This window comes from Nocardia sp. NPDC059177 (assembly GCF_042755165.1).
Classification (GTDB): Bacteria; Actinomycetota; Actinomycetes; order Mycobacteriales; family Mycobacteriaceae; genus Nocardia.
Genome location: NZ_JBHZBX010000002.1, coordinates 22299 through 35294 on the forward strand (window position 1 = coordinate 22299; position 12996 = coordinate 35294).

The following is a 12996-nucleotide window of genomic DNA, read 5'->3' on the forward strand; positions in this document are numbered from 1 at the left end:
ACCACCGATCGCCGGAAAGCATTTGAAATCAACCTTTGTTGAGGTTTTAGTGTCGGTGGGCAGGTGTTCGATGGTTGAACAGCGTCGAGGAGAGTGGCAGTGAGTATCGAATCCGTGGCCTACAGCCAGATGTACCGCAGGATGAACGCACCGGAGGAAGACCGGCCGTTCCGCCTGGCCACCGCGCGCCGCATCATGCAGTTCGCCCAGCCGCACCGCCGCCGGATCTCGGCGTTCCTGCTGCTCAGCGTCGGGGCCGCGGTGCTCGGCGTGGCGACGCCGGTGCTGGCGGGGCGGGTCGTCAACGACATCGTCGGCGGTTCGCCGCCGCGCACGGTGGTGCTGCTGGCGCTGGCCATCGCCGGGCTGGCCGTGCTCGACGCCGGGCTCGGGCTGGTCATCCGCTGGTTGTCCGCGCGCATCGGCGAGGGCCTGATCCTGGACCTGCGCACCGCCGTGTTCGACCATGTGCAGAAAATGCCGGTCGCGTTCTTCACCCGCACCAGGACCGGCGCCCTGGTGAGCAGGCTCAACAGCGACGTCATCGGCGCGCAGCGCGCGTTCAGCGACACGCTCTCGGGCGTGATCACCAACCTGGTGACCCTGGTACTCACGCTGGCCGTGATGCTCAGCATCTCCTGGCAGATCACCCTGCTGGCGTTGGTGCTGCTGCCGGTCTTCGTCATCCCGGCCAGGCGCGCGGGCAACCGGCTCGCCGCCATGCAGCGCGAGGCCGCCCAGCTCAACGCGGCCATGAGCACCCAGATGACCGAGCGTTTCTCCGCACCCGGCGCCACCCTGGTCAAGCTGTTCGGCCGCCCGCACCAGGAGTCGGCGGAGTTCGCGACCCGGGCCACCCGGGTACGTGACATCGGCGTGCGCACCGCCATGCTGCAAACCACGTTCGTCACCTCGCTGACACTGGTCTCCGCCCTGGCTTTGGCCCTGGTCTACGGGCTCGGCGGCTGGTACGCGCTGCGCGGCAGCCTGGACGCCGGTTCGGTGGTGGCGCTGTCGCTGCTGCTGACCCGCCTCTACTCCCCGCTCACCGCGCTGGCCAGCGCCCGGCTCGAGATCATGTCGGCCCTGGTGAGCTTCGAGCGGGTCTTCGAGGTGCTCGATCTGCGGCCGCTGATCGAGGACGCGCCCGGCGCGGTCGCGGTGCCCGACGGTCCGGTGGCCGTCGAACTGGACGCGGTGAACTTCGGCTACCCGTCGGCGGACAAGGTGTCGCTGGCCTCGCTCGAGGATGTCGCGACGCTGGACAGCCGGGGCGGTGTCGAGGTGCTGCACGAGGTGTCGCTGCGGGCCGAACCAGGTCAGCTGGTGGCACTCGTCGGCTCCTCCGGCGCGGGCAAATCGACCATCGCCCAACTTGTTTCGCGGCTCTACGATGTCGATTCCGGCGCGGTGAAACTCAACGGCGCCGACGTGCGCGGGCTGACCACCGAGTCGATCCAGCGCACCGTCGGCCTGGTCACCCAGGACGGTCACCTCTTCCACGACACCATCCGCGCCAATCTGCTGCTGGCGCGACCGGAAGCCACCGAAGAGCAGCTGTGGGACGCGCTGGAGCGGGCCCGTCTCGGCGAACTGGTCCAGTCGCTGACCGATGGCCTCGACACCGTGGTCGGTGAACGCGGCTATCGGCTCTCCGGCGGCGAACGTCAGCGGTTGACCATCGCCCGCCTGCTGCTCAAGCAGCCGCGCGTGGTGATCCTCGACGAGGCGACGGCATCGCTGGACTCCACCTCCGAGGCGGCCGTGCAGGAAGCCCTCACCGAGGCGCTGACCGGGCGCACCGCCCTGGTGATCGCGCACCGGCTCTCCACCATCCGCGCAGCCGACCTGATCGTCGTCCTCGAGCAGGGACGCATCGTCGAACGCGGCACCCACGCCGACCTGCTCAACGCCGACGGCCGCTACGCCGAGCTCTACCGCACCCAATTCGCCGACGACCCGATCCCCACACCCGCCGTCGCCTGACCTCGCCGCACGCCGGTCCCTGGCTAGACCTCGGGGCCGGCGTGCCGCAGTGCGGTGACCAGCGCCAACGTCGGCGCTCGCCCGGCCTCGGTATGGCTGAGCATGGCGTATTCGGCCAGGCGCTCGTCGCCGGAGCAGATCGCTTCGATGAGGTGGGCGTGTTCGTCGCGCTGCACATCGGTGTCGCGGTCGGCGGTGAGGTAGAACAGCCACGCCATCCGCGCCAGGATGGTTCGCATCAGCTGGGTGAGCAGGCTGTTGCCGGACAGTTCCACGATCGCGCCGTGCAATTCGGCGTTGCTCTCGGCGATCCGCAGCCGGTCACCGGCGGCGGTGGCCTCCCTGGCCCCGCATAGTGCCGCCCGCAACGGCGTGCTGTCCTGACCCTGCCGGATGCGGGCCGCGGCGAGCCGGGCGCCGAGCGGTTCCAGGCCGATCCGCACATCGAACAGTTCCTCCACTGCCGTGCGGTCCCAGCGGCGGACGACCGCGCTGCGGCGAGGCCGGGCGCTGACGATGCCGTCGAATTCGAGCAGCGCCAGCGCTTCGCGCACCGGCAACCGCGAGCACCCCAGCATGGTCGCGACCCGCGACTCCGGCAGTTTCTCGCCCTCCCGGAAGACACCGGTGATGATGTCGCGCCGCAGCTCGTCGTAGATCCGCCGGGTCTGGGAGGTATCGACGTCGGTCAAAACTCGTTCGCGACGCCGATGACCGTGCGCCCGGAATGGGTGCCCTCCTTGATCGACCGCAGCACGGCGCCGACCTCGGTGATCGGGGCGAACGACTCGATCGTCGAAAGATGCTGGGGGCGCAGCTGTTTGCCCAGCGCGGTCCACAGGGCACGGCGCTTCTCGATCGGGAGGAAGACCGAGTCGATACCGAGCAGGCTCACCCCGCGCAGGATGAACGGCAGCACGGTGGTCGGCAGCTCGGGGCCGCCGGTGAGGCCGCTGGCGGCGACCGCGCCGCCGTAGCCGATGGAACTCAGGACATGCGCCAGCGAGGCGCCGCCGACACTGTCGACCGCCGAGGCCCACACTGCCTTGTTGAGCGGGCGCGGCTTGGCGTCGGGGTCGAGCGGGAGCCGGCCGATGACCTCGTTGGCGCCGAGTTCGGCGAGCAGATCGCCTGCGTCGGTCTTGCCGGTGGAGGCGATGACCTCGAAGCCGAGGCCGGAGAGGATGTCGATGGCGACGGTGCCGACACCGCCGGTCGCGCCGGTGACCAGCACCGCGCCGTCGTCGGGGGTGAGGCCGTGGTCGAGCAGTGCCTGCACGCTCATGGCCGCGGTGAAGCCGGCGGTGCCGATGGTGGCGGCGTCGCGGGTGTCGAGGCCGTCCAGGCGCACCACCCATTCGGCCGGTACCCGCGCGAACTCGGCGAAGCCACCGTTGCGGGAGACGCCGAGTTCGTAGCCGTGCGCGATCACCTGATCGCCGACGGCGAAGTCGTCGGTCTCCGAGGCGACCACCTCACCGGTGAGATCGATGCCCGGCACGATCGGATAGTCGCGCACCACCCCACCACGCGGCGTGATCGCCAGCAGATCCTTGTAATTGGCGCTCGAGTAATGGACCTTGATGGTCACCTCACCGACGCCGAGGAATTCCTCCCCCACCTGCTCACGAGCGAGCACAATCCCACCATCGGACTCACGGGCCACCATCGCGGAGAATTCCATGACCCCGAGCATACGAGCCCACCCCACCCCAGCGGCAGACCCGCGATCCTGGACAGTTGATCACCCCGCCCCAGCGGCGGCGTCGACCGAGAGCCGCGCCACCAGAGCGTGGTGATCACCTGTCCGGCGGCTCCGGGAGGAGTTCGAGGCGGACGCCGAGCAGGCGGATGGGGCGGTCGAGGTCGAAGCGGTCGATGATGGCAAGGGCGGTGGCGACGAGGGTGGGGACGTCGTCGGTGGGGGAGGGGAGTTTCTGCTGCTTGCTGCGGGTGTAGAAGGTTTTGGTGCGGACGGTGACCGCGACGCGGGTGCTGATGCGGTGGTGTTCGCGCATCTCGTCGGCGACCTCGGTGGCGATGCGGGCGAGTTCGCGGCGGATCTCGACGGGGTCGGTGAGGTCGTGCGGGAATGTTTCGGACTTGCTGCGGCCCACCGGGATCCGCGCGACGGTGGCGAGTTCGGTGTCGCCCTTGCCGTGGCCGAGGACCCACAGGTAGGGACCGGTGTTCGGGCCGAATTCTGCGGCCAGGCGCTGTCGGTCGGCGGCCATCAGGTCGGCGACGGTGTCGATGCCGAGCGCGGCCATGCGCTTGGCGATCCTGGCACCGACACCCCACAGGGCGTCGGTGGGGCGGTGACCCATCAGTTCGGTCCAGTTGGCCGCGGTCAGTTCGAAGATCCCGGCGGCGGCGCCGGGGTCGTGCTCGGGTTCGGCCGAGGATTTGCCCGCTGACTTGGCGAAGCCGGTGGCCAGTTTGGCGGTGAGCTTGTTGTCGCCGATGCCGACCGAGCAGGTGAGGCCGAGTTCGCCGACTGCCCTGCGGATTTCGGTGGCCAGTGCCCAGGGATCGCCGTCGGTGGCGACGAAGGCCTCGTCCATGCCCCACACCTCGACCGCGCCCGCCACCCGGCCCAATGTCGCCATGATCTCGGTGGAGGCCGCCTCGTAGGCGGACATGTCCACCGGCAGGAAGATCCCCTCCGGACACTTGCGCTGGGCCGTGCGCAGCGGCATCCCGGCCCGCACGCCGAAGGCTCTGGCCGGATAGGACGCGCAGGTCACGACCTTGCGCGGCTGCGCTGGATCACCCTCGCCGCCCACGATCACCGGTTCACCGCGCAGCTCGGGACGGCGCCGGAATTCCACCGCCGCCTGGAACTGGTCGAGATCGACGTGCAGCAGCCACTGGGGCACAGATGAAGTATTACCGCACGGTAGGACAATCGGGAGTAGGCGGCGCTCACGCGCTGCGTGGCCGGGCCGGGTACACCGGGTACCCGCGCCGTTGGCTTGATGGCAATATCCGTACCGCGCCAACCGATATCGCTGCCCGCTCGAAGAACGGAACACCCCCGATGCCGACCGAAGCCACCACCCTCGACCTCGACCTGGCGCGCCAGGTACTCGCCGCGCAGCCGTTCGCCCGGCTCGTCGGCACCGAACTCACCGAATTCGGCGACGGCGCGGCCACGCTGGTGATCGAGATCCAGCCCGAGCACGGCCAGCAGTTCGGCTTCGTGCACGGCGGTGTGCTCGCCTACGCCGCCGACAACGCGCTCACCTTCGCCGCGGGCACCGTCCTCGGCCCCAATGTGCTCACCGGCGGCTTCACCATCACCTACCTGCGCCCGGCCATGGGCGAGCGCCTGCGCGTACACGCCACCGTGCTCGGCGCGACCCGGCGCCAGGCCGTCACCCACTGCGATGTCTACGCCGAGATCGACGGTGAGGAACCGATCCTGTGCGCGGTCGCCCAGGGCACCACCCGCCGGGTGGAGAAGGACCTCGCACCCTCGGCGGCCACCGATGCCGCCGAGGACCAGGAATTCGACGACGAATTCGACGATGACGACCCCGACACCTACGAGACCGACCAGCTCCCGGTCGTCGAGCGGGAGGCTGCGCCGCTGCCGCCCACCGTCAGCCGGTAGAACACCGGCGTAATCGTGCAATCCGCCGCGCCACAGTCAGAAAACTGACTGAGCGCCGCCAGATTGCACGATTACGCCGGTTCGTTCGGGTCAGGCGGTGAAGGCCAGGCCCTCCGCCGCCGGCTCGGCGATCGGTTCGATCGCGTAGGCCAGGATGTCGGCCACATCGGCGACGGGACGCACATCCAGGGCGGCCAACACCTCGGCGGGGACCTCGTCGAGGTCGGGCTCGTTGCGGGCCGGGATGAAGACCGTCTTCAGGCCGGCGCGCTGGGCGGCGAGCAGCTTCTGCTTCACCCCGCCGATCGGCAGGACACGCCCGTTGAGGGTGACCTCGCCGGTCATCCCCACATCACCGCGGACCTGACGCCCCAGCGCCAGCGAGACCAGCGCGGTGACCATGGTGACGCCCGCCGACGGCCCGTCCTTGGGCACCGCACCCGCCGGGAAGTGGATGTGGATATTGCGGTCCAGGACCTTCGGCTCGATACCGATCTCCTCGAGGTGCGAACGCACATAGGTCAGCGCGATCTGCGCCGACTCCTTCATGACCTTGCCCAGCTGACCGGTGAGGGTGAGCGAGCGCTCGCCCTCGGCGGCATTGGCTTCGATGTAGAGCACATCGCCGCCGGCCCCGGTCACCGCCAGGCCCGTCGCCACACCGGGGACGGCGGTGCGTTCCACCGAGTCCGGGGTGAAGCGGGGACGGCCGAGGTAATCGGTGAGGTTGTCGACATCGACGGTCAGCGTCGGCACCGCACCGGGCGACCCGACATCACCCGGCTTGGCGGCCGACACCCGGCGCGTATCAGTGTCCGCCGACCCGGACTCCGATGCCCCGGCGACGGAATCGCCAGCACCCGCCGAACCCGACCTCGCGGCGGCAGAATCGTCGTCTCCCAGCGCACCCGGCTCTGGCGCCACCGCGGAGGGCGCGTCGGCGTCCACCGGGCGGGCCGGGGTGGTGGGTACGTTGAAGTCGACCACATTGCCGTACCCGAGCGACGGGTCGTAGCCGAGCGAGTCACCGGCGGTGACCAGCTGGGTCGCCGCCTTGCGCAGGGCTTTCGCGACCAGGCGTTCCATCTGGCGTACACCGGCCTCGCGGGTGTAGTTGGCCGCGATTTCGCGCAGGGCCGCGTCGGTGATCGCGACTTCTTCGGTGGTCAGCGCGTTGCGTTCCAGTTGCCGGGGCACCAGGAAGTCGCGGGCGATGGCCACCTTGTCGGCCTCGGTGTAGCCGTCGACGGTGATGAGCTCCATCCGGTCCAGCAGGGGGCCGGGGATGGTGTCCATGACATTGGCGGTCGCGATGAACAGGACATCGGACAGGTCGAGGTCCAGGTCCAGATAGTGGTCGCGGAAGGTGTGGTTCTGCGCGGGGTCGAGGACCTCGAGCAGCGCCGCCGCCGGATCACCGCGGAAATCGGAGCCGACCTTGTCGATCTCGTCCAGCAGGACAACGGGATTCATCGACCCCGCCTCCTTGACCGCGCGCACGATCCGGCCGGGCAGCGCGCCGACGTAGGTGCGGCGGTGCCCACGGATCTCCGCCTCGTCGCGCACACCGCCCAGGGCGACGCGAACGAACTTGCGGCCCAGCGCCTTCGCCACCGATTCACCGAGCGAGGTCTTGCCGACACCGGGCGGGCCGACCAGCACCAGCACCGCGCCGGAGCCGCGCCCACCGACGACCTCCAGACCACGCGAGGCCCGGCGCGCACGCACCGCCAGGTACTCGACCATGCGGTCCTTCACCTCGTCGAGGCCGTGGTGATCGGCGTCGAGCACGGCACGGGCGGCCGGGACATCGGCGCTGTCTTCGGTTTTCACCGTCCAGGGCAGGTCGAGCACGGTGTCGAGCCAGGTGCGGATCCAGCCCGATTCCGGGCTCTGGTCGCTGGCGCGTTCCAGCCTGCCGACTTCGCGCAGCGCCTCGGCGCGCACATGTTCGGGCAGGTCGGCGGTTTCGATCCGGGTGCGGTAGTCGTCGGCGCCGTCGGGTTCGTCTTCGCCGAGTTCCTTGCGGATGGCGTTGAGCTGCTGGCGCAGCAGGAATTCGCGCTGGCTCTTCTCCATGCCGTCGCGGACGTCCTCGGAGATCTTGTCGGTGACCTCGACCTCGGCGATGTGGTCGGTGATCCAGGCGATCTGCTTGGTCAGCCGGGTGGCGATGTCGGGGGTTTCGAGCAGTTCGCGCTTCTGCTCGTCGGACAGGTAGGGCGCGTAGCCTGCGGTGTCGGCGATGGCGTCGGGGCTGTCGAGCTGGTTGACGATGTCGATGATCTGCCAGGCCTCGCGCCGTTGCAGTACCGCGACGACGAGTTTCTTGTATTCGGCGGCGAGCGCGCGGGTCCGCTCGTCGGGCTCGACGGCCTCGACGGGTTCGGCCTCCACCCACAGCGCCGCGCCCGGCCCGGTGACCCCGTGCCCGATGCGCGCCCTGCGTTCGGCCTTCAACACCGCGGCGGGGGCGCCGCCGCGCATCCGCCCGACCTGCTCGATGGTGGCCACGACGCCGTAGGACGCGTAGCCCTGGTCCAGCCGCGGCGCGACCAGCACGGCCCCGGTCTTGCCTGCCTGCGCGGCGTCGATGGCGGCTTGCGCCGACTCGTCCAGTTCGATGGGCACGACCATGCCCGGCAGCACGATCGGATCGGTCAGGAACAGCACCGGCAGGTTCTGAGCTGAAGTCATGTCGACCCTTCCAAAGTTGAGCTTTGCTGACTCAACATGGCCTCTCCGCCCTTTGTTCCACCAGGTCGCGCCGTTCACTGTGGGCGAAAAGGAGAACGCCCCGGACTGCCTGCGGTTCGGGCAGGCAGCCGGGGCGTTCTTCTTGCAGGGGGTTAGAGGTTTCGGTCGAAGCGCTCGGTCGGCGGATCGATCAGACGGCCACGGCCACGGCCGCTCAGGATGCCGAGGACGACGCCGGCGATGATCGAGACGCCACCGAGGACGCCGAGGATGATCGGCAGGGTGCTACCGAACAGCGACAGCTTGTCGATGCTGTCCTGGGCGACCGCCATCTGGGATTCGATGGTCGGCTCGTCGAAGACGAGGTGCGATTTGAGGGCGGTCACATCGACCTGGTCGGCGGAGCGACCGTAGAACAGGTGCAACTGCTCGCCGCCCTTGATCACGGTGCCGGTCTTCGGCTCGACCCACACGTCACGAGTGTTGGTGTAGAAGCGGGTCATGGTGACCGGCTCCTCGCCCTCGAGGCCCCATTTGGCGGCGGGCAGGGTGAGCTTGTGCGTCGGGGACTCGATGACATCCCACATGTTGGTCACCGGGACGGTCTGCTTGAAGTAGTAGACCGGCATCCCGTTGATCTCGGTCTCCTCGACGAATTCCATGTCGTAGGTGGCGCGCGCGTTGAGGTCGAAGTACGGGTAGGACTTCTTCTCGGTGCCGATCGGGAAGCGGTACTGCAGGCCGACCCGCTGCGACTCATCGGCCAGCGGCGTGCCGTCCTTGTTCAGCACGGCGATCGAACCGTTGGGCGAGGCATCGATCGGTTCGCCGCTGATCCGGTCGATGGTGACGCGGTCGATGGAGGCGGTCAGCAGACCGGCGGCACCGTCGATGTCGGTACGGCTCAGCGTCTGACCGGCCTGGATGGTCATCTGCTCGGCACCGGAGGGCTCTTCCACGGTGAGGTACCGCTGAGAGAACAGGGGCACATCGGTTTCCACCCGAGCCGCGCCCTCGGGCGAGGTGAGCGACTTGGAGTCCAGCACCATGCTGTCCTCGCCGGGCACGCTGCGCGCGATGGTGGTGATCTTCAGGTCGAGGGGGGTCTTGCCGACCTTGCCGACGGTGTAGGTGGGGATCATGACGGCGGCGGCCAGCAGCAGCGCGCCGAGGCCGACGAGAACGCAGGCGATGGTCCTGCGCGCGCCGCTCATCGGCTGCCGTACTGTACGTCGCCCAGCAGCGAGGAGCCCGGGTCAGCGGTGGCCTCGGGTGCCGGTATCGAATTCTGTTGTGCGGCCGCGGTGATGCCGATGACGACAATCACCCCTAGAACCGCGCCTGCCAGCCCACTGATCAGGCCGGGAACGGCGAACTTCATAAAGATCGAACTCCAATACGTGGTGTCGACTCAGGCGACGGAGAAGAACCCCAGAGTCGGGGCGAACGAGCAGGTACGGACCTCGGCGTCGGCGGTCGTCGTGGTGAGCGAACCGGAGATCACCGCGGCGATCCGGCCTGAACCGGTGTCGGCGACGGCGGACAGGGTGGCCGGGCCGTCGGGGTTGATGCCGGCCTCGGTGGTCAGCGGCGTGTTGCCGGTGCGGCCCGTGCTGAGGTTGATCCACTGCACCGTCATCGGCGGATCCTGGGTGACGGTGGGCGTCTCGGTGCCCAGCGCGGTGAAGACGAAGCCGGTCTGGCCCGCCTGCGGTCCCGGCGGCGGCAGTTCGGCCGGGCCTGCGACCGCGAGCGCGGTGCCGACCGAGTCGCCGGAATCGCTGATGCAGCCTTTACCGATGGTCGGGTAGAGGAACTGCGAGATCACCGGGCCGTCGGCGGGCGGCAGGTCGGGACCGCCGCCGCCACTGCCGTCGAGGAAGGTGATGACCTTCTCGAGCGTGGTCTTGACCTTCTCCGGGATGCCGGGGGTGGCCAGCAGCACACGCGCCTGCGCCAGGATCGCGGCTTGCGCGCCACCGGCGATGGGGGCCGGCGCCGAGATGGCGCCCACCATCGTCGGCGCCAGCGCGGCCAGCGCCTCGGCGGACACGTTCTCCGGGACCGCCGGAACGCTCGGCGCGACCGCGGCGGGCTGCGGGGCAGCCATCGCCGGCGTCGGGGCAGCGAGTGACGCACTCACCGCTAGTACGAATGCGGACAGAGCGGTCCGCGATCCTCGGGTGCGCAACACTGGTCAGCCGTCCTTCTTTTCGTGGGATAAATAGAACACACCGGAAACGTCAGTGTGATCCCGGGTTTCAGATACTTTGGAGAGGTGACTACAGCGGACAGACGGTATGGGGGTCGTACAGTCGTCGCGCGTAAAGCCGAACGGCGACAGCGGTTCCTGGAAGCAGCAACGCGCATCTTCGCCGAACGCGGCTACGCCACGTGTTCCCTCGCCGAGGTGTGTGCCGCGGCAGGGTTGTCCAAGCGGCAGTTCTACGAGGAGTTCGAGACCCGCGAGGATGTACTGCTCGCGGCCTACGACCGGATCCAGGACGACGCGGCGAACGCGGTCGCGGCCGATCTGGTCGCGCTGCCCAAGCCGACCGATCCGGAGACCGCGCTGCGGACCGGCTTCGCGGCCTACCTGGAATCGCTCGGTTCGGATCCGTACCGGGCCCAGGTGGCGCTGATCGAGGTGGTCGGGGTCAGCGATCGGATGGAGGATCGCAGGCGCACGCGCAGGCACGCCTGGTCGGCGCTGATCGAGGCGGCACTCGACGGCATCGGCCAGCGGTTGCGCGGCGACGCCCAGCTGACCACCGCGCTGATCACCGGCGCGGTCAACGGCATGGCGCACGAGTGGTTGCTGCGCGAGTCGCGTCCGCCGGTCGACGAGCTCGTGGAACTGCTCACCAGGGCGGCCCTGTCGCTGATCGGGTCGGACTGATTTCTGCGCAGCCGACGGGAGGGTGGCAACTTCGCGCACGTGCTGCAAGCTCAACCCTCTCCCTTTCCGGACATTGTGAGACCGGTCGGCTCCACAGTGTGGTCCGAGAGTTTTACACAACAGTGACCCAAATCGCAACGGCTGAATTTCTGAGACTGTCATCACCTGCGGAAATGTCATCGATCACCGATTCCGCAGGACACCGACGGTAGATGGCTCGCCGGAAAATATTCTGGACGCTCGACTACTGGCGAGTAGGGGCCCACCACCACGGGCAATCGGACGGCAACCTGTTCCAGTTCGGCCGGGTTCCGGCGAGACAGAAGTGTGATTGGCTTATCCTCAACGTTCTCGAGGTTTTACGTTCTTCGCGCGTCAGTACTAGGGGGCTCTTCGATGACCACACTCGCCTCCGGCCTCTTCATCGATTGGGAAGAACTGACGGGGCAATCGAAGTTCGTGGTCGACCTGGTGAGTTTCCCGATCTTCAGCGCGCTGGCCGGCTGGCTCACCAACTGGACCGGCGTGCTGATGCTGTTCTGGCCGGTGCAGTTCAAGGGATTTCGGGTGCCGATGCTGCACATCCTGTACCCGTACCTGCCGCGGCGGGTGCAGGTACTGCCGACCTTCTCCGGCGACGGACGCAGGCTCGGCTTCCAGGGTTTCATCCCCGCCCGCGCGGAGAAGATGGCCAGCATCTGCGTCGACAAGGCGCTGATGCGGATCGGCAGCCCGCGTGACTTCATCCACGAACTCGACCTCGACGGCATCGCCGACTACCTCGCCGAACGCGCCCGCCCGCAGGTGCAGCCGATCGTCGACGAGATCATGTACCGGGAGAACCCCGATCTGTGGCGCTCGCTGCCGCGGCAGGTGAAACAGGCCGTCTACCAGCGGGTGGACCGGCAGCTGCCCGCGTTGAGCCGGCGCGCGTTCGAGAACCTGGGCGACAATATCGACCAGCTGCTCGACGTGAAGAACTTCGTCATCCGGTACCTGGAGAAGAACCCGTACATCCTCAAGGACCTGACCACCACCATCGCGGCGCCGGAGCTCAAGTTCATGTCGCGGGTCGGCCTGCTCGGCGCGCCGTTCGGCCTGATCCTGGCGCTGTATCTGCATGTGCACCCGCAGATCCCCTACATCTCGGCGATCCCGGCCTGGGCGATCGTGCTGTTCGCCTCGGCGATGATCGGGGTGACGGTGAACGTCATCGCGATCAAGATGGTGTTCGAGCCCGGCGATCCGCAGCCGCGCTACAAGTACCTGTGGCGCCAGGCGCTGCTGGCCAAGCGCCAGCCGCAGGCCGCGACCGACCTCGCGCACATCCTGGCCTACCAGGTGCTGACCGTGGAGAACCTGTCCAACGAGCTGCTCGATGGCCCCAACGGCGACAAGACCCGTCAGCTCATCGAGCGCGTGGTCGCCGAGGAGATCCACCAGCAGCTGGGACCGACCGCGTTCATGGTGCGCGCGGCGATCGGCAAGAAGAGCTTCGAGAACCTGGCGACCGCGGGCGCCGGAGCCGGGCTGAGCCTGGCGCCGACCATGGTCGAAGACGAGAAGTTCGTCCGCGAACAGGCAGAGAAGATCGATTCCTTCGCCGACCGCAAGCTGCAGAAACTCACGCCCGGCGAGTTCATGGAGATGTTCTACGCGGCCGTCGAGCAGGACGCCTGGCTGCTGTACCTGCACGGCGGTGTCCTCGGTATCGCCGTCGGCGCGATCCACCTGATCACCTTCGGGTGGTAGCCCCGCAAGAACAAGCACGCATGCTTGCATTTTTTCGGGCCCGCTG

Annotated in this window: 10 protein-coding genes and 1 pseudogene; 4 read left to right on the plus strand and 7 right to left on the minus strand. The window is 68.4% G+C overall.

The window, feature by feature from the left end; translation table 11 throughout:
- Positions 1–99: 99 nt before the first annotated feature.
- A complete protein-coding gene (locus ACFXK0_RS03265; RefSeq protein WP_379408097.1) occupies positions 100–1986 on the plus strand; it encodes an ABC transporter ATP-binding protein in 1887 nt (628 codons plus the stop codon).
- A gap of 23 nt (positions 1987–2009) precedes the next feature.
- Here the strand turns inward: ACFXK0_RS03265 and ACFXK0_RS03270 are convergent, their stop codons facing one another.
- The 3 genes from ACFXK0_RS03270 to ACFXK0_RS03280 form a co-directional block, all read right to left on the minus strand.
- On the minus strand, positions 2010–2678 hold the full coding sequence (locus ACFXK0_RS03270) for a GntR family transcriptional regulator (protein ID WP_379408098.1): 669 nt from the start codon (positions 2676–2678) through the stop codon (positions 2010–2012).
- Positions 2675–3670, minus strand: a complete 996-nt coding sequence (locus tag ACFXK0_RS03275) for an acryloyl-CoA reductase (protein ID WP_379408099.1) — start codon at positions 3668–3670, stop codon at positions 2675–2677. The genes ACFXK0_RS03270 and ACFXK0_RS03275 overlap by 4 nt, the downstream gene beginning before the upstream one ends.
- Before the next feature lie 115 nt (positions 3671–3785).
- On the minus strand, positions 3786–4865 hold the full coding sequence (locus ACFXK0_RS03280; RefSeq protein ID WP_379408100.1) for a DNA polymerase IV: 1080 nt from the start codon (positions 4863–4865) through the stop codon (positions 3786–3788).
- A gap of 161 nt (positions 4866–5026) precedes the next feature.
- On the opposite strand from ACFXK0_RS03280, the pseudogene ACFXK0_RS03285 reads away from it, so the two are divergent.
- Positions 5027–5434: pseudogene (locus ACFXK0_RS03285) on the plus strand (PaaI family thioesterase); the annotation flags it as partial.
- Between the two features lie 258 nt (positions 5435–5692).
- On the opposite strand, the gene lon reads toward ACFXK0_RS03285, so the two are convergent.
- The 4 genes from lon to ACFXK0_RS03305 form a co-directional block, all read right to left on the minus strand.
- Positions 5693–8299 (minus strand): endopeptidase La, encoded by a 2607-nt coding sequence (gene lon / locus ACFXK0_RS03290; RefSeq protein ID WP_379408101.1) that lies wholly within the window; start codon positions 8297–8299, stop codon positions 5693–5695.
- Positions 8300–8451: 152 nt separating this feature from the next.
- Positions 8452–9513 (minus strand): DUF3068 domain-containing protein, encoded by a 1062-nt coding sequence (locus ACFXK0_RS03295; RefSeq protein ID WP_379408102.1) that lies wholly within the window; start codon positions 9511–9513, stop codon positions 8452–8454.
- Positions 9510–9680 (minus strand): DUF2613 domain-containing protein, encoded by a 171-nt coding sequence (locus tag ACFXK0_RS03300; protein ID WP_379408103.1) that lies wholly within the window; start codon positions 9678–9680, stop codon positions 9510–9512. The genes ACFXK0_RS03295 and ACFXK0_RS03300 overlap by 4 nt, the downstream gene beginning before the upstream one ends.
- A 30-nt stretch (positions 9681–9710) precedes the next feature.
- A complete protein-coding gene (locus ACFXK0_RS03305) occupies positions 9711–10409 on the minus strand; it encodes a hypothetical protein (protein WP_379408104.1) in 699 nt (232 codons plus the stop codon).
- A 168-nt stretch (positions 10410–10577) separates the two neighbouring features.
- Between ACFXK0_RS03305 and ACFXK0_RS03310 the strand changes: the two genes are divergently transcribed.
- Both ACFXK0_RS03310 and ACFXK0_RS03315 read left to right on the plus strand, forming a co-directional pair.
- Positions 10578–11198 carry a TetR/AcrR family transcriptional regulator gene (locus tag ACFXK0_RS03310; protein WP_379408105.1) on the plus strand — a complete coding sequence of 207 codons (621 nt, stop codon included), beginning with the start codon at positions 10578–10580 and terminating at the stop codon, positions 11196–11198.
- 396 nt (positions 11199–11594) lie between these two features.
- Positions 11595–12950, plus strand: coding sequence for a hypothetical protein (locus ACFXK0_RS03315; RefSeq protein ID WP_379408106.1), 1356 nt, complete (start codon positions 11595–11597; stop codon positions 12948–12950).
- The last annotated feature ends 46 nt before the right edge of the window (positions 12951–12996 follow it).

Excerpts from the sequence above, each read along its gene's own strand:
- ACFXK0_RS03315 (WP_379408106.1), top strand. The coding sequence starts at position 11,595 with ATGACCACACTCGCCTCCGGCCTCTTCATCGATTGGGAAGAACTGACG.
- ACFXK0_RS03305 (WP_379408104.1), bottom strand. The coding sequence starts at position 10,409 with ATGGCTGCCCCGCAGCCCGCCGCGGTCGCGCCGAGCGTTCCGGCGGTC.
- ACFXK0_RS03295 (WP_379408102.1), bottom strand. The coding sequence starts at position 9,513 with ATGAGCGGCGCGCGCAGGACCATCGCCTGCGTTCTCGTCGGCCTCGGC.
- ACFXK0_RS03275 (WP_379408099.1), bottom strand. The coding sequence starts at position 3,670 with ATGGAATTCTCCGCGATGGTGGCCCGTGAGTCCGATGGTGGGATTGTG.
- lon (WP_379408101.1), bottom strand. The coding sequence starts at position 8,299 with ATGACTTCAGCTCAGAACCTGCCGGTGCTGTTCCTGACCGATCCGATC.
- ACFXK0_RS03300 (WP_379408103.1), bottom strand. The coding sequence starts at position 9,680 with ATGAAGTTCGCCGTTCCCGGCCTGATCAGTGGGCTGGCAGGCGCGGTT.